The following is a 19,441-nucleotide window of genomic DNA, read 5'->3' on the forward strand; positions in this document are numbered from 1 at the left end:
CTTTCGGGGCCGGGTGCGTGACGGGAGTCGCGTGCTCGGCCCCGTTCGTTGGTGTACGTCAGTGGCGCCGGCCGCCGAGTTCCACGGCGGCGCAGCGCCATTTGCGGTCGGTGCCCTGTTCCAGGCGGAACGCCATCGCCCGGACCTGCTCGCCCGCCGCGATGCTCGCGAACGCCTCGACCACGCCCGGGCGCAGCGGGAAGCCGCCGCAGCGGCGGATGACGGGGCGTGCGCCGCGGGCGCGCAGCGGGGTGGTGGGCGCGAGGGCGATCAGCTGGTCGTAGGCCTCGGCGACGGTCTGGCCGAGCATCCAGTGGACGGGGCGCTCACCGCTGAGGACGGCGAGCAGCCGTTCGGCGAAGAGGACGTGGGGCGGGAGCGGGCCCCGGCGGGTGGGGGTGGGGGTGGGGGTGGGAGTGCGGGTCGCGGTGGTGGCCGCGGCCGGGCGGGGTGAACCGGGCCGGACCGTGCCGGGGCCGCGCTGGTCCCGGCGGCGGGCCGGGCCGGACGTCGTCCTGGTTGCGGTGGTGCTCATGATGATCGCCCCCGTTCCGTAGGACCCGGTTGTGTACCGGGCGGTAACTTGTGGTGGTGATCTTCTACGGGGGCGGGGCGGGCGGCCGCAATCGGTGCCCGAGCGGGTGCCGAAGTGGTGGAGGCATCACCTATCCGGGTGACGGCGGGACGGCGGGGTGCGGCCACGGCCGGGTGCGGCGGCGTGCGGGGTGGACGCGGCGAGACGGTGGCCACCGGCCCTGAAGGGGGACTCCCCACGTATCCTGAGGGCGTCTCCCGACTACGAAAGCGGCCTGCCATGCGCGTCTACGTCCCCCTGACCCTCCCCGGTCTCGCACAGGCGCACAAGGCGGGCGAACTGGGCCCCGGCCCCCTGACCGCGTACGCGGTGACGCCCGGGCTGCGCGAGTGGTACGTCTCCGACGACATCGAGGAACTCGAGTACGCCGCCCTGAGCCGGGCGGCGGCCGCGTCGCTGCGGATGCTGGCCGCCGATCCGTCCGCGGCGCGACTGAGGGTCGTGGTGGCCGTCGACGTACCGGACGGGGCCGCGGTCGCCGACCCCGACGGGGCGCTGGATCCCTCGTCGGTGGGCGAGGTGCGGATCGCGCGGGCGGTGCCGCTGGCCAAGGCGGCGGCGGTGCACGTGGACGCGGACGACGCCAGGGACGACGTGTCGGCGGCGGCGGACGCGCTGGGCGCGGCGGATCACGGGGACGACGACGCGCAGTTCGTGGTGGACGGGGCGGAGGATCATGAGCTGCTGTGGTTCGGGGTGCAGGAGATTCCCGGGTTGATCGGCTGACCTGCGGTTTTTGGTTGGTGGGGGCTCGTTGTCGGACCGTGCCGGTACCTTTTGGGCATGGGGAAGCGCAGCACCCACCTGGTGTGGGACTGGAACGGGACGCTGCTCGATGACATCGACGCGGTCATCGGGGCGACGAACGCCGCGTTCGAGGAGATAGGCCTGGAGCCGATCACGCTCGCGCGGTACCGGGAGCTGTACTGCGTGCCGGTCCCGCTGTTCTACGAGCGGCTGATGGGGCGCCTGCCGACCGAGGCGGAGTGGCTGATCATGGACGAGGCGTTCCACCGGCACTACTGGGTGCGGGCCGAGGTGTGCGGGCTCGCGGACGGCGCCGCCGAGCTTCTGGCCGCCCGGCAGGCGGCGGGACTCACCCAGTCGTTGCTGTCGCTGGCCCCGCACGAGCTCCTGGTGCCGATCGTGCGGCGGCACGGCATCGAGGAGCGGTTCGTCCGGGTGGACGGGCGGATAGGCGACTCGACGGCCGGCAAGGCGGAGCACATGGTGCGGCATCTCGTCGCGCTGGAGGGCGTGCCGCCTGAGCGGATCGTCGTCATCGGGGACGCCGCGGACGACGCGGTCGCGGCGGCGCACGTGGGTGCGCGGGCGGTGCTCTACACGGGCGGCTCGCACAGCCGGGCCAGCCTGGTGATGGCCGGGGTGCCCGTCGTGGACTCGCTGGAGGAAGCGGTGGCGGTCGCGGAGGAGCTGGTGGCGTAGCCCGTGGCCGGGCGAGGGCGTGAAGTCCGCGCGGGCGGCTGCGCCGGGTGGGTGCGGGGTGGTGGGGTGCGCTTGCGGGTGCGGGGCGGCGGGGTGCACCCGCGGGTGCGCGGCGGTGCGGGGCGGTGGCGGTTCGCCCGCGGGTGCGGGGCGGTGGGGTGCGCCCGGCCTGGCGGCCGGGCTGGGGTTCCCACCCGCACCACCCACCGTGCGGGTGGCAGGGTTGGTGCGGGTCTTCCTGCGGGGGGCGCCGTCGGCGGCTGGCGGGTGGTGGTGGGTGCGTGTGCGGGCCCGGTGAGGGCTGGGACCCACCCGCACGGCCCGTGCGGGTGGGTGGAGTTCCGGGCCGCGCCCGCGGTACCGGACGTGCGGGCGCGGGTCCGTGGGTTCCCGGCCGCGCCGGGCCGTACCGGCGGCACCAACCGCACCCTCTCGTACCGGCGGCACCGGCCGTGCCGGGCCGGGAGGGGTTATGTCGCGGGGGACTTGGTGCGGAGGACTTGGAGGAACTCGCGCATCCAGGCCGGATGGTCCGGCCAGGCGCGGGAGGAGACCAGGGTGCCGTCGACGACGGCTTCGGTGTCCTGGAAGGTGGCGCCGGCGGCCTGCATGTCGAGTTCCAGGGCCGGGTAGGCCGTCACGTGGCGGCCGTCCAGGGCGCCGATCGCGGCTGTCAGGAGCGGGCCGTGGCAGATCTGGGCGACCGGCTTGTCGGCGTCGAAGAAGGACTTGAGGATCTTGCGCAGCTCCGGGTCGTTGCGGAGGTACTCGGGGGCCCGGCCGCCCGGGACGACCACGGCGGCGTACTGGCTGGGCTCGACCTCCGAGAAGGCCAGGTCGGCGGGCCAGGTGTAGCCGGGCTTCTCGGTGTAGGTGTCGTAGCCCGGCTCGAAGTCGTGGACGACGAAGCGGAGCGTCTTGCGGGCCGGGGCGGCGATGTGGACCTCGTACCCCTCCTCGCGCAGTCGCTGGTACGGGTACAGCACCTCCAGGGATTCCGCCGCGTCACCGGTGACGATCAGGATCTTCACGCTCATCACTGCCTGCCTCTGTTCGGGGGCACGTGTCGCTGTCCACAGTGTCAAACTTCCGGGCCGGGTTTTGTACACATACGGCTCATGACGGGCCGGGGGTCAGGAGCGATAGCCTGGACCCGTGATCAGCGCGATATGCCATGGGGGCAGCGAAGCCCCCGGCCAGCGCCCGGAGTGCCACCGTGCCCGGGCGATCGCTGACCCATCCCATCCGGCCCGGTCGCCAAAATTGGCCAATAACGGCCCGGACATCTCTCATCGCGGCATAACGTCGCCTCAGACCGGATACCCCGCGTCGTGGCGTTGTGTCACTTTTTCTTTCACCTACGTCACGCAACGGCGCGCGACAGGAGCCAGAGGACATGCAGACCAAGCTGGACGAAGCCAAGGCCGAGCTGCTCGAACGGGCCGCCCGGGTAGCTGAGAACAGCCCGGTCGGGGGGCAACTCCAGACTGGGGCCGAGAACGGGGAACGTCCGGACCAGGACATCGTTCTCGAATACCTCCAGCGCTACTACCTGCACACCGCCCCCGAGGACCTCACGGACCGTGACCCGGTGGACGTCTTCGGCGCGGCCCTTTCGCACTACCGGCTGGCCGAGAACCGCCCCCAGGGCACGGCCAGCGTCCGTGTGCACACGCCCACCGTCGAGGAGAACGGCTGGACCTGCAGCCACTCCGTCGTCGAGGTCGTCACGGACGACATGCCCTTCCTCGTCGACTCGGTGACCAACGAGCTGTCCCGGCAGGGGCGCGGCATCCACGTCGTGATCCACCCGCAGGTCGTCGTCCGCCGCGACGTGACCGGCAAGCTCATCGAGGTGCTGCCCAGCGGCGCCCGCGCCGACCTGCACGACGCCCTCACCGAGTCCTGGATCCACGTCGAGATCGACCGCGAGACCGACCGCGCCGACCTCAAGCAGATCACCGCCGACCTGCTGCGCGTCCTGTCCGACGTCCGCGAGACGGTCGAGGACTGGGAGAAGATGCGCGACGCCGCGCTGCGCATCGCCGAAGAGCTGCCCCGCGAGCCCATCCCCGGCGACCTGCGCCGGCCCGAGGTCGAGGAGGCCCGCGAGCTGCTGCGCTGGCTCGCCGACGACCACTTCACCTTCCTCGGCTACCGCGAGTACGAGCTGACCAGCGACGACGCGCTCAGCGCCGTACCCGGCACCGGCCTCGGCATCCTCCGCTCCGACCCGCACCACAGCGACGACGAGGCGCACCCCGTCTCGCCCTCCTTCAACCGGCTGCCGCGCGACGCCCGTGCCAAGGCCCGCGAGCACAAGCTGCTCATCCTCACCAAGGCCAACAGCCGCGCCACCGTGCACCGGCCCTCCTACCTCGACTACGTCGGGGTGAAGAAGTTCGACAAGGACGGCAACGTCATCGGCGAGCGCCGCTTCCTGGGGCTCTTCTCGTCGGCCGCCTACACCGAATCGGTGAGGCGCGTCCCGGTCATCCGCCGCAAGGTCGCCGAGGTCCTGGAAAAGGCCGGCTTCTCGCCCCACAGCCACGACGGCCGCGACCTGCTCCAGATCCTGGAGACCTACCCGCGCGACGAGCTGTTCCAGACGCCGGTCGACCAGCTCGAGTCGATCGCCACGAGCGTGCTCTACCTGCAGGAGCGCCGCAAGCTGCGGCTCTACCTCCGCCAGGACGAGTACGGGCGCTACTACTCCGCGCTCGTCTACCTGCCGCGCGACCGCTTCAACACCACCGTCCGGCTGCGGATCATCGACATCCTGAAGGAGGAGCTCGGCGGCACCAGCGTCGACTTCACCGCCTGGAACACCGAGTCGATCCTCTCCCGGCTCCACTTCGTCGTCCGCGTCCCGCAGGGCACCGAGCTCACCCCGCTCACCGACGCCGACACCGAGCGCATCGAGGCCCGGCTCGTCGAAGCCGCCCGCTCCTGGGAGGACGGCTTCGCCGAGGCGCTCAACGCCGAGATGGGCGAGGAGCGCGCCGCCGAGCTGCTGCGCCGGTACGCCAACTCCTTCCCCGAGGGGTACAAGGCCGACCACACCCCGCGTGCCGCCGTCGCCGACCTCGGCCACCTGGAGCAGCTGGTCCGGGGCGAGAAGGACTTCGCGCTCTCCCTGTACGAGCCGGTCGGCGCGGGCCCCGGCGAGCGCCGCTTCAAGATCTACAAGACCGGCGCGCAGATCTCCCTCTCCGCCGTACTGCCGGTCCTCAACCGGCTCGGCGTCGAGGTCGTCGACGAGCGCCCCTACGAGCTGCGCTGCGCGGACCGTACGCAGGCGTGGATCTACGACTTCGGGCTGCGCATGCCGCACGGCACGGCCAACGGCGACTACCTCGCCGACGACGCCCGTGAGCGGTTCCAGGAGGCGTTCGCCGCGACCTGGACCGGCCGGGCCGAGAACGACGGGTTCAACGCCCTCGTGCTGAGCGCGGGGCTGAACTGGCGCCAGGCGATGGTGCTGCGCGCGTACGCCAAGTACCTGCGCCAGGCCGGTTCGACGTTCAGCCAGGACTACATGGAGGACACCCTCCGCCACAACGTCCACACCACCCGCCTGCTGGTCTCGCTGTTCGAGGCGCGGATGTCGCCGGAGCGGCAGCGGGCCGGCACGGAGCTGACCGACGGGCTGCTGGAGGAGCTGGACGGCGCCCTGGACCAGGTGGCCTCGCTCGACGAGGACCGGATCCTCAGGTCCTTCCTCACCGTCATCAAGGCCACGCTGCGGACGAACTTCTTCCAGCAGGCGGACGACGGCGAGCCGCACGCGTACGTGTCGATGAAGTTCGACCCGCAGGCCATCCCCGACCTGCCCGCGCCGCGCCCCGCGTTCGAGATCTGGGTGTACTCGCCGCGTGTCGAGGGCGTCCACCTCCGCTTCGGCAAGGTCGCGCGAGGCGGTCTGCGCTGGTCGGACCGGCGCGAGGACTTCCGTACCGAAATCCTCGGCCTGGTCAAGGCGCAGATGGTGAAGAACACCGTCATCGTGCCGGTCGGCGCCAAGGGCGGGTTCGTCGCCAAGCAGCTCCCGGACCCGGCCGTCGACCGTGACGCCTGGCTGGCGGAGGGCATCGCCAGCTACCGCACCTTCATCTCGGCGCTGCTGGACATCACCGACAACCTCGTCGGCGGCGAGGTCGTGCCGCCGCGTGACGTCGTCCGGCACGACGAGGACGACACGTACCTCGTCGTCGCCGCCGACAAGGGCACGGCGACCTTCTCCGACATCGCCAACGAGGTCGCCGTCGCGTACGGCTTCTGGCTGGGCGACGCCTTCGCATCCGGCGGCTCGGCCGGTTACGACCACAAGGGCATGGGCATCACGGCCCGTGGCGCGTGGGAGTCGGTCAAGCGGCACTTCCGGGAGCTCGGCCACGACACCCAGACCGAGGACTTCACGGTCGTCGGCGTCGGCGACATGTCCGGTGACGTGTTCGGCAACGGCATGCTGCTGAGCGAGCACATCCGGCTGGTCGCCGCCTTCGACCACCGGCACATCTTCATCGACCCGAACCCCGACGCGGCCGTCTCGTACGCCGAGCGGCGCCGCCTGTTCGAGCTGCCGCGCAGCTCGTGGGCCGACTACAACAAGGAGCTGCTGTCCCCGGGCGGCGGCATCCACCCCCGTACGGCCAAGTCGATCCCGGTCAACGCGCACATGCGCGCCGCGCTCGGCATCGAGGGGACGGTCACCAAGCTGACCCCCGCCGAGCTGATGCAGGTGATCCTCAAGGCGCCGGTGGACCTGCTGTGGAACGGCGGCATCGGTACGTACGTCAAGGCCGGCACCGAGTCGCACGGCGACGTCGGCGACAAGGCCAACGACGCCATCCGCGTCAACGGCGAGGACCTGCGCGTCAAGGTCGTCGGCGAGGGCGGCAACCTGGGCCTGACCCAGCTCGGCCGGATCGAGTTCGCCCGGAAGGGTGGCCCCGAGGGCGAGGGCGGCAAGGTCAACACCGACGCCATCGACAACAGCGCGGGCGTGGACACCTCCGACCACGAGGTGAACATCAAGATCCTGCTCAACGGCCTGGTCGCGGACGGCGACATGACCGTCAAGCAGCGCAACAAGATTCTCGCCGAGATGACCGACGAGGTCGGCACGCTGGTGCTGCGCAACAACTACGCGCAGAACGTGGCCCTCGCCAACGCCGTCAAGCAGTCCCCGTCCCTCCTCCACGCCCACCAGCGGTTCATGCGCCGCCTGGGCCGCGAGGGCCGGCTGGACCGGGCGCTGGAGTTCCTGCCCAACGACCGCCAGATCCGCGAGCTGCTCAACGCGGGCAAGGGCCTCAGCCAGCCCGAGCTGGCCGTCCTCCTCGCGTACACCAAGATCACGGTGGCGGACGAGCTGATCCACACGGACCTGCCGGACGACCCGTACCTGCGCGAGCTGCTGCACGCGTACTTCCCCACCAAGCTCCGCGAGGAGTTCGCCGACCAGATCGACGCCCACGCGCTGCGCCGCGAGATCATCACGACGGTGCTGGTCAACGACACCGTCAACACCGGCGGCTCGACCTTCCTGCACCGGCTGCGCGAGGAGACCGGCGCGTCGATCGAGGAGATCGTCCGGGCGCAGACCGCCGCCCGTGCGATCTTCGGGCTGAGCGAGGTGTGGGACGCCGTCGAGGCCCTCGACAACAAGGTCCCCGCCGAGGTCCAGACCCGCATCCGGCTGCACTCGCGGCGCCTGGTCGAGCGCGGTACGCGCTGGCTGCTGGGCAACCGGCCGCAGCCGGTGCAGCTCGCCGAGACCGTCGAGTTCTTCGCGGAGCGCGTGGAGCAGGTGTGGGCGAAGCTGCCGCAGATGCTGCGCGGCGCGGACCTGGAGTGGTACGGGTCGATCGTGGACGAGCTCACCGCGGCGGGTGTCCCGGAGGAGCTGGCGCTGCGGGTGGCGGGCTTCTCGTCCGCGTTCCCGACGCTCGACATCGTCGCGATCGCCGACCGGACGGGCAAGGACCCGATGGCGGTCGCCGAGGTCTACTACGACCTCGCCGACCGGCTCTCCGTCACCCAGCTGATGGACCGGATCCTCGAACTGCCGCGCGCCGACCGCTGGCAGTCGATGGCCCGCGCCGCCATTCGCGAGGACCTGTACGCCGCGCACGCCGCGCTGACGGCGGAGGTGCTGTCGGCCGGGAACGGCACCTCGACGCCCGAGGAGCGGTTCAAGGCCTGGGAGCAGCGGAACGCCGCGATCCTCGGCCGGGCGCGCACGACGCTGGAGGAGATCCAGAGCTCGGACGCGTTCGACCTGGCGAACCTGTCGGTCGCGATGCGGACGATGCGGACGCTGCTGCGTACGCACAGCTGATCAGCGGCACCAGTGACACGGGCGCCCCGCCGAACCGGCGGGGCGCCCGTCTCACAGCCCCTTCAGCGACGGCGGGCCCGGCACCGTCTCGGCCCACAGCCGACGGCACGACAGCAGCGCGGCGGCCACCAGCAGGCCGTTGCGGACCGCCACCACCGCGCAGCCGAGCGGCGTGACGGTGATGACGTCCTCGTACAGGACGGGGTACGCGAGCGCGCTGAGCGCCGCCGCAGGCAGCAGCAGCAGCGCGACCGACCGCTGGCTGGTGTCCCGGCAGGTCAGGCAGACCGCGCCGAGGCCCAGCAGCCACACCATGTACTGGGGGCTGATCACCCGGCTGGTCACGGTGAACAGCAGCACGGCGGTGAGCGCGGCGTCCACCGGGGTCGCCGCGCTCCACTGCCACGACCGCACCCGCCACAGCAGCAGCCAGCAGAAGGCGAGCGCGGTGAGCACCAGCGCGAAGTGGGCCACGCTGGAGGCGTACGGCCCGGCCAGCTCGAAGGCCCCGTACTGGTACCGGACCTGGCCCGGCCACCACCCCGCCAGCCGCGCCAGCGACAGCACGGTGCCGCCGACCGACTCGATCTGCACGCCCCGGCCGCCCTGCTGGCGCGCGAAGTCCAGGGTGTGCGTGAACCCGAGCGCCAGGACCGCGAACAGCGCGCCCGCCGCCACCAGCGCGGCCGTCCACGCCCGGCGTGTGAGGTGGCCGCGCGGCGTGCCGAGCAGCGTGAGCAGGGGCCACACCTTGATCATGGCGCCGAGCCCGGCCAGCGCGCCGCCCAGCCGGGCGTGCCCGCCCCGCAGCGCCAGCAGGCCCAGCACCGCCAGGGCGGTGACCTGGACGTCGTACCGCGCCAGGGGCAGGTGCAGCAGCAGCGGCAGGCCGGCCACCCACAGCCAGGCGCCGCTGGTCCCGGCCCGGGCGAGCGCGAAGGTGACGACGGCGTCCGCCAGCAGGGTGAGGGCGACGAACGCCTGGTAGTACGTCAGCTCCGGCACATGGCCCGGGGCCAGGAACACCAGCCCGGCGCCGGGCGGGTACTGCCAGGTGACGTCGCCGGGCGGGAACGTGCCCTGCGAGAGCTGCTGGTACCAGTGCCGGTACAGCAGGTAGACCTCGCGGCCGATCCCGCCGATGCCGAGCGTGTCGCGCCACAGGAGCAGGAGCATCCCGGCGCGCGTGAAGGCCCACACGGCGGTCAGCGGCAGAGCGGCGGACCGGTCCGTGAAGAGGGGCGTGCGGCGTGCGCTGATCCTATAGATGGTCATCGGTGCGCACTTTAACCCGCTATGACCTATTTCTTCCTGGTGTGTGCTTCATATGCGTCAACAACCTCCCCCGCCGGGCCGTCCATCAGCAGCCGTCCGGCCTCCAGCCAGATCGCCCGGTCGCACGTCTGGCGGATCGCCGAGTTGCTGTGGCTGACGAGGAAGACGGTCCCGGCCCGCTCGCGCAGCTCGCTGATCCGCTCCTGGCTGCGGCGCTGGAACTTCGCGTCGCCGGTGGCCAGCGCCTCGTCGATCAGCAGGACGTCGTGGGACTTGGCGGCGGCGATGGAGAAGCGCAGCCGGGCGCCCATGCCGGAGGAGTACGTACGCATCGGCAGCGAGATGAAGTCGCCCTTCTCGTTGATCCCCGAGAAGTCGACGATGTCCTGGTACCGCTCCTGGATCTGCTCGCGCGACATGCCCATCGCGAGCCCGCCGAGGATGACGTTGCGCTCACCGGTCAGGTCACCCATCAGAGCGGCGTTCACCCCCAGGAGTGATGGCTGGCCGTGGGTGTAGATCCGGCCCTCGGTGGTCGGCAGCAGGCCCGCGACGGCCTTGAGCAGGGTGGACTTGCCCGAGCCGTTGGAGCCGATCAGTCCGATCGCCTCGCCCTTGTACGCGGCGAAGCTGACGCCCTTGACGGCATGGACCGTCCGGGTGCCCGGCGGCGTCGTGCGCGTACGGGACAGGATCCGGCCGAGCGCGGCCGTCGCGCTGCCCTTGCCGGCCGCCTTCCCGGCGCCCTGGACGGTGTACGTGATGTGCACGCCGTCCGCGACGACGGTCGGAGTCCGCTGTGTGGTGGGTGTGTCAGCCACGGCCGTACGTCTCCTCCGCCTGCCAGAACCAGATGAACCCGCCCACGGCTGCGAGCAGCGCCCAGCCGGTCGCCACGGCCCAGACGTGCGGCGGCAGCTGGGCGGAGGTGAAGCTGTCGATGAGCGCGAAGCGCACGAGGTCGATGTAGACGGCCGCCGGGTTGCACTCCAGGACCAGCAGCACGGCGTGCGGCAGGTGGTTGTTCGCCAGGACGTGCTCGACGCTCCACATCACGCCGGACACGTACATCCAGGTCCGCAGCAGGAACGGCATCAGCTGCGCGATGTCCGGCGTACGGGCGGCCAGCCGCGCCATCGCCAGCGACACGCCCGTGTTGAACAGGGACTGCAGGAAGAGTGCCGGGACCGCCAGCAGCCACGACCAGCCGGGCGTGACGCCGAAGCAGAACAGGATGATCGCGAGCGCGCACAGCGAGAAGACCAGCTGCTGGAGCTGCTGGAGCGCCAGCGAGACGGGGAGGCTGGCGCGCGGGAAGTGCAGGGCGCGTACGAGGCCGATGTTGCCGCTGATCGCCCGCGTGCCCGCCGTGATCGAACTGGACGTGAAGGTCCAGATGAACACGCCCGTGACCAGGAACGGCACGAACTCCGGGACGCCGTCGCGGGTGTTCATCAGCACGCCGAAGATGAAGTAGTACACCGCCGCGTTGAGCAGCGGGGTCATCACCTGCCACACCTGGCCGAGCCGGGCCTGGCTGTACTGGGCGGTGAGGCGGGCGGTCGCGAAGGCGGTGATGAAGTGCCGCCTCGACCACAGCTGCCGGGCGTACACGGGCAGGGACGGCCGGGCGCCGCTGACGGACAGCCCGTGCCGGAGGGCGAGCGCGCGGAAATCCTCGTGCTCTTCCGTGGGCGGGGGCGCGAGTGTCTGCGTACTCACCAGGCGGGCTCCCTCGGTGCAACGGTCGATGTGCGACGGAACGGACCCGTTTCGTCGCTACGGGGAGAGTAGGGCGGCTGTACGTCGGAACGCAACCGTCCCGTCGTGACGTGCACCTGGCGCTATGATCCCGGGCATGAGCACACCGCCGCCCCGCCGGCCGCCCGCCGGAGCCGCCGTACTCCGGGAGGACGTCACCGAAGCCATCCGCGCCGCCGTCTTCGAGGAACTGGCGGCGGTCGGCTTCGCCCGTATGTCCATCGAGGGCATCGCCCGGCGGGCGGGCGTCGGCAAGACCGCCGTCTACCGGCGCTGGAAGTCCAAGCTGTCGCTCGTCCTCGACCTGCTGACCGCCTTCGCCGCCCAGGGCCTCCCCGCCCCCGCGACCGGCTCGCTGTACGGGGACGTCCGCGCCCTCCTGGAGGTCGCCGCGCACGCGCTGCGCCACCCGGTCGCCTCCCAGGTCATCCCGGACCTCCTCGTCGAGGCGGCCCGCCACCCCGAGATCGCCGACGCCATCAAGGCGGCCCTGCTGGACGGCCAGCAGGGCGTGGCCGCCCTCGTCGTGCGCGACGCCGTCGCGCGCGGCGAACTGCCCGAGGACGCCGACCCCGACCGCGCCCTGGACCTGATCATCGGCCCGCTCTACTGGCGCCTGGTCGTGGTCCGCACGCCGCTGCCGGAGGGGTACCTCGACGACCTGGCCGCGTCGGCCGTCGCCGCGCTGAAGTCGTGACGGTCGCGGCCTGACGGTCACGGGCTCACGGTCACGGCCTGACGGTCGCGGCCTGACGGTCACCCGGTCGGCGGCGCGTCCGGTGACGCCCGGCGCGCGGGGCGGTTGAACCCGCCGACACGAAAGGACGGTGGGTGACCGTGCGCGAGCTGAGCATCGAAGGCGCCTGGGTCATGGAGCCGCGGGTCTTCCAGGACGACCGCGGCAGCTTCCACGAGTGGTTCAGGGCGCCGGAACTCCAGGCGACGGCGGGGTACGGGTTCGGGCTCGCCCAGGCGAACTGCTCGGTCTCCGTGCGGGGCACCCTGCGGGGCGTGCACTTCGCCGACGTACCGCCGGGCCAGGCCAAGTACGTGACGTGCGTACGCGGCGCCGTCCTGGACGTGATCGTCGACATCCGCACCGGCTCGCCCACCTACCGCGCCTGGGAGGCCGTCCGGCTCGACGACCAGGACCACCGGGCGGTCCACCTCGCCGAGGGGCTGGGCCACGCGTTCATGGCCCTCACCGACAAGGCGACCGTCGTCTACCTCTGCTCGCGCGGCTACACCCCCGCCCACGAACACGGCATCGACCCGTTCGACCCGGACCTCGCCATCGACTGGCCGGCCGGCCTCGCCCCCGTACTGTCGGAGAAGGACGCCAAGGCCCCCACGCTCGCCGAAGCGGAACGTGGGGGCCTGTTGCCGTCCTACGAGACCTGCACGCGTTGGTACGCGGCCTTGCGTGCCGGGTGACGGGCAGTCAGCGGCCGTGCGGCCTACCAGCGGTACCAGCGGCCGCGTGCGCCACCGTGGCCGGCCGGGCGGACCAGGAAGCCGACCAGCCAGACGACCAGCACGATGGCCGCCACCCACCAGAGCACCTTGAGGGCGAAACCCGCGCCGAAAAGAATCAGGGCGAGAAGAAGAACGAGAAGAAGCGGGACCATGATTATCAACCTCCGAAGCCGCTTGTGCCCGCCCTGAAGAAGATCACACAATGCGCATTCGTTTTTTCTTTCGGGTTTGCTCTCCGGTGTTCCGGCAACACGCCAGGACAATCCCGTAGTCGATTGTGTGGGAGTGTGATTCCGATGGCAGACGACGAGAAGGCCAAGGCCAAGTCCGAGCAGGTCAAGGGCAAGGTCAAGGAGACCATCGGGCGTGCCCTGGGCAATGAGCGCATGACCGCCGAAGGCCGCGCCGAGCAGTCCAAGGGCGATCTGCGGCAGGCGAAGGAGAACACGAAGGACGCCTTCCGCCACTGAACCACCGCTTTACGCGTACGGCCCGCTCCTTTCCGGGAGCGGGCCGTACGCGTGCCTTACGCGTGCCCTGCGCGTGTTTCAGCCGGTGCCCGCGGGGGTGAAGCAGGCGGTGATGGTCTTGCCGTGCTGCTGGGCGTGGGCGTGCCAGTGGTCCGACAGCGCGTCGACGAGGGCGAGGCCCCGGCCGCCCGGTGAGGTGGTGTCGGGGGTACGCGGGGCCGGCATCCCGCCGCCGTCGTCGTCGTGGACGCTGACGTGCAGGCACCTGCTGTCCCATGTCAGTACGACCTGGGCGGAACTGTGCGCGTGGACATGGGCGTTGGTGATCAGCTCCGACACCGTGAGCAGGACGTCGTCCACCGTCTCCGGGGCGTCCTCGGTCCAGCTCAGGGACTCCAGGTGTTCCCGCGCCCAGTGCCGCCCCGCCCGTACGCCACCCGACACGGGAAAGCACCGGGCCCAGCCCACGGCCCTCATCGACGAGTCGGCCATCGTGTCTCCTTTCCGTCCGGGACCTGCCATCCGCCGTGTACCCCCGGACGGGGGAAGGCAACGGCCTCGGCGCCCGGTTGCCATGGCCGGACGCGTCCGGGGCACACGGAACAAAGCCAACAGGCCTTCCAGAAAGTGGAGTTGTGGCATGAGGTGTCTCAATAGATGGCTTGGTGAGCACGTGTGGGCGACGGTCCTGCTCTCGGTGGTCGCCGCGAGCGCCGTGATCATGCTGATGAGTCCGGGACGGCCGTGGTGGCAGGTGCTCCTGCGCGTCGCCGTCATCTCCCTCGGCGGGGTGGCCGTCATCTACGTACGGCGGCGCAGGGAGAAGCGGGCGACCGGCGGCTCCGACCGGACGGTCGTGGGGCTGGACGAGAAGCTGCGGCGCGGCGAGGTGCCCGAGGACGCGGGCGAGCGGGACGCCATGGCGCGGCTGGTGGCGCACCGGCTGCACGCCTCCCGGCACTGGCGGTGGGCGGCCGTCGGCATGTTCCTGCTGGTCGGGCTGGTCGCGGTGGCGGTCGCCGCCACGGCTGACGCGCCGGTGGCCATCGGGTACACCGTCTTCTCGCTGGCCTTCCTCGCCTGGCCCACCTGGAGCGCCGTACGCCACCGACGACGCCTGCGGCACATGGCCGAGGCGGTCGGACGGAGCGGGCCCGCGGGCGCGTCGCGCGCCGGCGGAACCATGAACACTCGGGGAGGAACGGCATGAGGGTCCTCCCCGTGCGACGGCGCGAGCGTGGCAGTGCGGGGTGGGCCGTTCTGGTCGGCCTGGTGGCCGGGGTGCTCGGGCTCGCCCTCGGGGCGGTGGACCGGCTCGTCGGGTGATCCCGGCCGGGCTCAGCCGCCCGCGGCAGCCCGCAGCGCCGGAAAGCCCTCCGCCAGCGCCTCCCGCCAGTCGCGCAGCGGCGGGAGGTCCGCCTCCCGCCAGCGGGTGTGGCCCAGCACGCTGTACGCGGGGCGCGGCGCCGGACGGGGGTAGGAGGCGCTCGTGGTCGGGTGGACGCGGGCCGGGTCGGCGCCCAGGAGGCGGAAGGTCTCGCGGGCGAGGTCGTACCAGGTGCCGTCCCCGCTGTTGGTGGCGTGGTAGATGCCCGGGGGCGCGTCCACGAGCCGGACCATGCGGCGCGCCACGTCGGCGCTCCAGGTCGGCTGGCCGCGCTGGTCGTCGACCACATGGACCACGCCCCGGGACGCCCCCGACCGGATCATCGTCGTCACGAAGTTCGCGCCGCCCGACCCGTACAGCCACGCCGTCCGCACCACGTACCCGCGTTCGGGGAGGGCCTCCAGGACCGCGCGCTCGCCCGCGAGTTTGGTGCGCCCGTAGGCCGTGCGGGGGCCGGGCAGGGCGCCCTCGGCGTACGGCACGCGCGCGTGGCCGTCGAAAACGTAGTCGGTGGAGACGTGCACCAGGGCGCAGCCCACGAGGGCGCACGCCTCCGCGAGGTGCCCCACCGCCGTCCCGTTGACCGCCAGGGCGTCCGGCTCGCGGGACTCGGCGTCGTCCACCGCCGTCCAGGCCGCGCAATTGACCACGACGGAAGGGCGCAGCCCCCGCAGCGCGGCCAGGACCGCCTCCCGGTCGGTCACATCCAGGTCCCGCCGCGTCAGGCCCATCCCCTCGTCGCCCAGGCACGCCAGCACGTCCCGGGCGAGTATCCCGCCGGCGCCCGTCACGAGCCAGCTCACAGCGCCGCCCGGTCCAGGAGGGGCTGCCACCAGGAACGGTTCCGCTCGTACCAGGCGACCGTCTCCGCCAGCCCCGTCGCGAAGTCCTTGCCCGGCCGGTAGCCCAGCTCGTCGCGGATCTTCGTCCAGTCCAGCGAGTACCGCCGGTCGTGGCCCTTGCGGTCCACGACGTGGTCCACCCGGGACCAGTCGGCGTCGCAGGCGTCCAGGAGCAGGGACGTCAGCTCACGGTTGGACAGCTCCGTACCGCCGCCGATGTGGTAGACCTCGCCCGCCCGGCCCCGGGTCCGGACGAGTTCGACGCCCCGCACATGGTCGTCGATGTGCAGCCAGTCCCGGACGTGCGAGCCGTCCCCGTACAGCGGCACCCGGCCGCCGTCCAGCAGCCGGGTGATGAACAGGGGGATGACCTTCTCGGGGAAGTGGTGGTGGCCGTAGTTGTTGGAGCAGCGCGTCACCCGCACGTCCAGGCCGTGCGTGCGGTGGTAGGACAGGGCGATCAGGTCGGCGGACGCCTTGGTCGCGGCGTACGGGGAGGTGGGCCGCAGCGGCTGGTCCTCGGTCCACGAGCCCGCGTCGATCGACCCGTACACCTCGTCCGTGGAGATCTGGACGAAGGGGGAGACCCGGTTGCGCAGCGCCGCGTCCAGCAGCGTCTGCGTACCGAGCACATTGGTACGCACGAAGGCGTCGGCGCCGGCGATGGAGCGGTCGACGTGCGACTCGGCAGCGAAGTGGACGACCTGGTCGTGTTCCGAGAGCAGTTTGTCGACCAGCACCGGGTCGCAGATGTCGCCGCGTACGAAGGCGAAGCCGGGGTGGTCGCGCACCGGGTCCAGGTTCGCGGGGTTGCCCGCGTAGGTGAGCGCGTCCAGGACGGTGACCTCCGTGCCGCCGGGGCTGCCGGACCCCAGCAGCGTACGGACGTAGTGCGAGCCGATGAAGCCGGCTCCGCCGGTCACCAGAATGCGGGTAACGGTCATGCCGAGATCTGCACCTTGCTGTGATCGCCGAGCACCAGGCGGTGGGCGGCCGGGATGGGCGGGGCGGGGGTGATCTCGACGTTACGGCCGATGAGGGACGCCTCGACACGCCCCACGCCGTGCAGGGACGAGCCGCTGAGCACGATGGAGTACTCGATCTCGCTGTCCGTGACCCGGCAGTTCTCCGCGATGGACGTGGACGGGCCGATGTAGGAGTTCTCCACGACCGCGCCCGCGCCGATGACGACCGGGCCGACGATCCGCGAGCCGCGCACGGTGGCGCCGGCGCCGATGCGGACGCGGCCGATGATCTCGGTGGCGTCGTCGACGGTCCCTTCGTTGCGCGGGGAGAGCAGTTCCAGGACGGACCGGTTGACCTCCAGCATGTCCGCCACATTGCCGGTGTCCTTCCAATAGCCGGAGACGACGGTCGATGTGACGGTGCGCCGCTCGTCGATGAGCCACTGGATGGCGTCGGTGATCTCCAGCTCGCCGCGCGTGGACGGCTCGATGGAGCGCACCGCCTCGTGCACGGCGGAGGTGAAGAGGTACACCCCGACGAGCGCCAGGTCGCTGCGCGGGTGCGCGGGTTTCTCCTCCAGCCGGGCCACCCGCCCGTCGACGTCGAGCTCGGCGACCCCGAAGGCGCGCGGGTCGGGCACCTTGGTCAGCAGGATCCGCGCGGCGGGGCGGGTGGCGCGGAATTCCTCGACCAGGTCGGTGATGCCGCCGACGATGAAATTGTCCCCGAGGTACATGACGAAGTCGTCGTCACCGAGGAATTCCCGGGCGATCAGCACGGCGTGGGCGAGGCCGAGCGGGGCGTGCTGCGGGATGTACGTGACGACGAGGCCGAAGCGCGAGCCGTCGCCGACGGCCGCCCGGATCTCGTCGGCGGTGTCGGGCGCGACGATGATGCCGACGTCACGGATTCCTGCGGCGGCGATCGATTCGAGCCCGTAGAAGAGCACCGGTTTGTTGGCCACGGGGACGAGCTGTTTGGCGGAGGTGTGCGTAATGGGGCGCAGCCGGGTGCCGGCGCCTCCGGAGAGTACGAGTGCTTTCACTTCACTGGCCTGCCTGTCTGCGTGTCTGCCTCGACTGCCTCGACTGCCGGGAACAAGGTGCAGGTTGTGAACGACAGTTGAGCGCCACGAATTACGTGCCTTCCTGGGCCATACGTGTGATTCGGTGAAACCGTTCCGGCGCTATAACACCCACATAACACCCATGCGGTGAACTGCGTTGCCACGTAAGTGTGTTAATCGGTGCTTCGCGTGGTGTGGTCGGTATTGCTACGTTCGACAACCATGAACGTCCGAATGTCGTCCCTGTCCTGGGATGTACGGAAAGCCCGGATCGTCGTCATTGCTGTCGCGACGCTCGCGCTGGTGTCGAAAATGGCGCTCGCGGCGAACACGCGCGGCCCCGCCGACGTGCGCTTCTTCTGGGGTTTCGCACGGGCCATCGCCCGGACGGACCCGGTACGCATCTACGCCGAGCAGATGCCGTGGTTGCCGGTCTACAACCACCCGCCGCTGGCGAGCTGGATGCTGCTGGGGCTGGAGTGGCTCGCGCAGCAGGGCGTGCCGTGGCGGCCCCTGATCCGCTTCCCGGCGTGTCTCGCCGACCTCGTCACCGTGCTGCTGGTGTTCGCGATCGTGCGGAGGCGGGCGGCGCGGCTGCGGACGGCGGTGTGGTGCGCGGTGGGCGCGGCGCTGTGCCCGGTGCTCGTGGCCACCTCCGGCTACCACGGCAACACCGACTCGGTCGCCGTGATGTTCGCGTTCGCCGCCGCGTACCTGCTCGTCGACCGGGGCAGGCCGCTGGCGGCCGGGCTGGCGGCGGCGCTGTGCGTCAGCGTCAAGCTGATCCCGGTCGTCGCCGTGCCGCTGCTCTTCGCCACCGCGTGGCGCACCGGGGGCCGCCCCGTCCTCGTGCGGTTCACGGCCGGGTTCGCGGCGCTGTTCCTCACCGTGTGGGGGCCGGTCGTCGCGACCGTACCGGGCGGGCTCAAGGCCAACGTCCTGGAGTACGCGGGCGGCAACTTCAGCTTCTGGGGCATCGTCCGCTTCGCCCGCTGGGCGGGCGTGCCCGAGCCGTACGTCACGCTGCTGCGCGGTGACGGGCACTTCCTGATCGTCGCCGCGATCATGGCCGTGGGCGTCTGGCTGGCCTGGCGGCGCCCGGCCGACGCGCCGCTCGCCGTCGCCACCACGCTCGGCCTGCTGCTGTTGCTGAGCACGGCGTCGGGCGTGCAGTACCTGGCGTGGCCGGCGGCCGGGCTGTTCGTCGTGGGCCTGTGGCAGGGCGTGGCGTACGGGGTCGTCGTCGGCGCCGTCGCCGCCTCGGTCTACTCCGGGCAACGCCCGGTCCACTGGACGGACACGGAGATGGCCTTCGGCGCCCTGGGCTGGGCGGTGCTGGCCCTGTGCGTCGCCTCCGCCCTCCGCACGGCCTGGAAGGCGGGGCCCCGGCACGCCCCGGCGGAGGCGGCACCACCGGCGCGGCACGCCCCGTCGACGGCGCCACCACCGGCGTGGCACGCCCCGGCCCCGACCGGTACGGCACCCGCGGAGGCGCCTCCGGCGCGGGCCGGCGCGGATGCCGGCCGGGCGCCGACCGCCCCGGCTGCGGGGGCTCCTGACGGTGCCTCCGTACCGGGGCTCGCCACGAGCGGCGCCGCCGGTACGGCAACGCCCGCCCCGGCTGAGGCCGTCGCCGCGGCCGCCTCGCCGCCGGGCGGCCCGGCGCCCGGGACGCCCGCCACGGGGGACGGCGCGCGTGCTCGGCGGGGAGCGGGTGACGGGGCCGTGGTCGTGTCCGCCATGCCGGCCGGAGGCGGCGCGGCCACAGGGCCCGCCGCGCGCCCCGCGCGGGGCGCCGTACCCGCCCCCGGGCC

18 protein-coding genes are annotated in these 19,441 nt (G+C 71.9%); 8 read left to right on the forward strand and 10 right to left on the reverse strand.

Annotation, left to right across the window (positions count from 1 at the left end; all coding sequences use genetic code 11):
* Nucleotides 1-58 precede the first annotated feature (58 nt).
* Nucleotides 59-535, reverse strand: coding sequence for an Rv3235 family protein (locus BKD26_RS37605; RefSeq protein ID WP_084907568.1), 477 nt, complete (start codon nt 533-535; stop codon nt 59-61).
* Nucleotides 536-814: 279 nt separating this feature from the next.
* Here BKD26_RS37605 and BKD26_RS37615 point away from each other — a divergent pair, with 279 nt between their 5' ends.
* Nucleotides 815-1,321, forward strand: coding sequence for a hypothetical protein (locus BKD26_RS37615; protein WP_084907572.1), 507 nt, complete (start codon nt 815-817; stop codon nt 1,319-1,321).
* Nucleotides 1,322-1,378: 57 nt separating this feature from the next.
* Nucleotides 1,379-2,041 carry an HAD family hydrolase gene (locus tag BKD26_RS37620; protein ID WP_084907574.1) on the forward strand — a complete coding sequence of 221 codons (663 nt, stop codon included), beginning with the start codon at nt 1,379-1,381 and terminating at the stop codon, nt 2,039-2,041.
* A gap of 470 nt (nt 2,042-2,511) precedes the next feature.
* Here BKD26_RS37620 and BKD26_RS37625 read toward each other — a convergent pair whose 3' ends face one another.
* Entirely contained in the window at nt 2,512-3,078 is a 567-nt protein-coding gene (locus tag BKD26_RS37625) for a DJ-1/PfpI family protein (protein ID WP_084907576.1), read from the reverse strand.
* A 359-nt stretch (nt 3,079-3,437) separates the two neighbouring features.
* Between BKD26_RS37625 and BKD26_RS37630 the strand changes: the two genes are divergently transcribed.
* Nucleotides 3,438-8,384 carry an NAD-glutamate dehydrogenase gene (locus BKD26_RS37630; RefSeq protein WP_084907578.1) on the forward strand — a complete coding sequence of 1,649 codons (4,947 nt, stop codon included), beginning with the start codon at nt 3,438-3,440 and terminating at the stop codon, nt 8,382-8,384.
* A gap of 51 nt (nt 8,385-8,435) precedes the next feature.
* Here the strand turns inward: BKD26_RS37630 and BKD26_RS37635 are convergent, their stop codons facing one another.
* The 3 genes from BKD26_RS37635 to BKD26_RS37645 are packed head-to-tail and all read right to left on the reverse strand — an operon-like array spanning nt 8,436 to nt 11,381.
* Nucleotides 8,436-9,659 carry a glycosyltransferase 87 family protein gene (locus tag BKD26_RS37635; protein ID WP_084907580.1) on the reverse strand — a complete coding sequence of 408 codons (1,224 nt, stop codon included), beginning with the start codon at nt 9,657-9,659 and terminating at the stop codon, nt 8,436-8,438.
* Nucleotides 9,660-9,685: 26 nt separating this feature from the next.
* Nucleotides 9,686-10,480 carry an ABC transporter ATP-binding protein gene (locus BKD26_RS37640; RefSeq protein WP_084907583.1) on the reverse strand — a complete coding sequence of 265 codons (795 nt, stop codon included), beginning with the start codon at nt 10,478-10,480 and terminating at the stop codon, nt 9,686-9,688.
* Nucleotides 10,473-11,381 (reverse strand): ABC transporter permease, encoded by a 909-nt coding sequence (locus BKD26_RS37645; RefSeq protein ID WP_241519033.1) that lies wholly within the window; start codon nt 11,379-11,381, stop codon nt 10,473-10,475. The genes BKD26_RS37640 and BKD26_RS37645 overlap by 8 nt, the downstream gene beginning before the upstream one ends.
* Nucleotides 11,382-11,517: 136 nt before the next feature.
* Between BKD26_RS37645 and BKD26_RS37650 the strand changes: the two genes are divergently transcribed.
* Together BKD26_RS37650 and rfbC are read left to right on the forward strand one after the other, a co-directional pair.
* Entirely contained in the window at nt 11,518-12,117 is a 600-nt protein-coding gene (locus BKD26_RS37650) for a TetR/AcrR family transcriptional regulator (protein ID WP_241519034.1), read from the forward strand.
* 140 nt (nt 12,118-12,257) lie between these two features.
* Nucleotides 12,258-12,854 (forward strand): dTDP-4-dehydrorhamnose 3,5-epimerase, encoded by a 597-nt coding sequence (gene rfbC / locus BKD26_RS37655; RefSeq protein WP_084907598.1) that lies wholly within the window; start codon nt 12,258-12,260, stop codon nt 12,852-12,854.
* A gap of 23 nt (nt 12,855-12,877) precedes the next feature.
* Here rfbC and BKD26_RS37660 read toward each other — a convergent pair whose 3' ends face one another.
* Nucleotides 12,878-13,048: a hypothetical protein gene (locus tag BKD26_RS37660; RefSeq protein ID WP_064072138.1), complete on the reverse strand. Its 171-nt coding sequence runs from the start codon at nt 13,046-13,048 to the stop codon at nt 12,878-12,880.
* Between the two features lie 144 nt (nt 13,049-13,192).
* On the opposite strand from BKD26_RS37660, the gene BKD26_RS37665 reads away from it, so the two are divergent.
* On the forward strand, nt 13,193-13,366 hold the full coding sequence (locus BKD26_RS37665; protein ID WP_084907588.1) for a CsbD family protein: 174 nt from the start codon (nt 13,193-13,195) through the stop codon (nt 13,364-13,366).
* 78 nt (nt 13,367-13,444) lie between these two features.
* On the opposite strand, the gene BKD26_RS37670 is transcribed toward BKD26_RS37665, so the two are convergent.
* Entirely contained in the window at nt 13,445-13,858 is a 414-nt protein-coding gene (locus BKD26_RS37670; RefSeq protein ID WP_179166855.1) for an ATP-binding protein, read from the reverse strand.
* Between the two features lie 181 nt (nt 13,859-14,039).
* Here BKD26_RS37670 and BKD26_RS37675 point away from each other — a divergent pair, with 181 nt between their 5' ends.
* Nucleotides 14,040-14,576, forward strand: a complete 537-nt coding sequence (locus tag BKD26_RS37675) for a hypothetical protein (protein WP_084907590.1) — start codon at nt 14,040-14,042, stop codon at nt 14,574-14,576.
* 128 nt (nt 14,577-14,704) lie between these two features.
* On the opposite strand, the gene rfbD is transcribed toward BKD26_RS37675, so the two are convergent.
* From rfbD to BKD26_RS37690, 3 genes are read right to left on the reverse strand one after another with little or no spacing between them, the layout of a single operon-like run.
* Nucleotides 14,705-15,556 carry a dTDP-4-dehydrorhamnose reductase gene (gene rfbD / locus BKD26_RS37680; RefSeq protein ID WP_084907592.1) on the reverse strand — a complete coding sequence of 284 codons (852 nt, stop codon included), beginning with the start codon at nt 15,554-15,556 and terminating at the stop codon, nt 14,705-14,707.
* Nucleotides 15,553-16,539, reverse strand: a complete 987-nt coding sequence (rfbB, locus tag BKD26_RS37685; RefSeq protein WP_084907594.1) for a dTDP-glucose 4,6-dehydratase — start codon at nt 16,537-16,539, stop codon at nt 15,553-15,555. The genes rfbD and rfbB overlap by 4 nt, the downstream gene beginning before the upstream one ends.
* Nucleotides 16,536-17,606: a glucose-1-phosphate thymidylyltransferase gene (locus BKD26_RS37690; protein ID WP_073750506.1), complete on the reverse strand. Its 1,071-nt coding sequence runs from the start codon at nt 17,604-17,606 to the stop codon at nt 16,536-16,538. Before BKD26_RS37690 ends, rfbB begins: the two co-directional genes overlap by 4 nt.
* Before the next feature lie 243 nt (nt 17,607-17,849).
* On the opposite strand from BKD26_RS37690, the gene BKD26_RS37695 reads away from it, so the two are divergent.
* A partial coding sequence (locus tag BKD26_RS37695; RefSeq protein ID WP_179166856.1) for a glycosyltransferase 87 family protein occupies nt 17,850-19,441 on the forward strand: 1,592 nt, incomplete at its 3' end.

Source organism: Streptomyces sp. CB03238 (assembly GCF_002099185.1).
In the GTDB taxonomy this organism is placed as follows: domain Bacteria; phylum Actinomycetota; class Actinomycetes; order Streptomycetales; family Streptomycetaceae; genus Streptomyces.

Bases quoted from the DNA above. Each gene is read 5' to 3' on its own strand.
- BKD26_RS37605 (WP_084907568.1), bottom strand. From the start codon at position 535: ATGAGCACCACCGCAACCAGGACGACGTCCGGCCCGGCCCGCCGCCGG.
- BKD26_RS37615 (WP_084907572.1), top strand. From the start codon at position 815: ATGCGCGTCTACGTCCCCCTGACCCTCCCCGGTCTCGCACAGGCGCAC.
- BKD26_RS37620 (WP_084907574.1), top strand. From the start codon at position 1,379: ATGGGGAAGCGCAGCACCCACCTGGTGTGGGACTGGAACGGGACGCTG.
- BKD26_RS37625 (WP_084907576.1), bottom strand. From the start codon at position 3,078: ATGAGCGTGAAGATCCTGATCGTCACCGGTGACGCGGCGGAATCCCTG.
- BKD26_RS37630 (WP_084907578.1), top strand. From the start codon at position 3,438: ATGCAGACCAAGCTGGACGAAGCCAAGGCCGAGCTGCTCGAACGGGCC.
- BKD26_RS37635 (WP_084907580.1), bottom strand. From the start codon at position 9,659: ATGACCATCTATAGGATCAGCGCACGCCGCACGCCCCTCTTCACGGAC.
- BKD26_RS37650 (WP_241519034.1), top strand. From the start codon at position 11,518: ATGAGCACACCGCCGCCCCGCCGGCCGCCCGCCGGAGCCGCCGTACTC.
- BKD26_RS37660 (WP_064072138.1), bottom strand. From the start codon at position 13,048: ATGGTCCCGCTTCTTCTCGTTCTTCTTCTCGCCCTGATTCTTTTCGGC.
- BKD26_RS37665 (WP_084907588.1), top strand. From the start codon at position 13,193: ATGGCAGACGACGAGAAGGCCAAGGCCAAGTCCGAGCAGGTCAAGGGC.
- BKD26_RS37670 (WP_179166855.1), bottom strand. From the start codon at position 13,858: ATGGCCGACTCGTCGATGAGGGCCGTGGGCTGGGCCCGGTGCTTTCCC.
- rfbB (WP_084907594.1), bottom strand. From the start codon at position 16,539: ATGACCGTTACCCGCATTCTGGTGACCGGCGGAGCCGGCTTCATCGGC.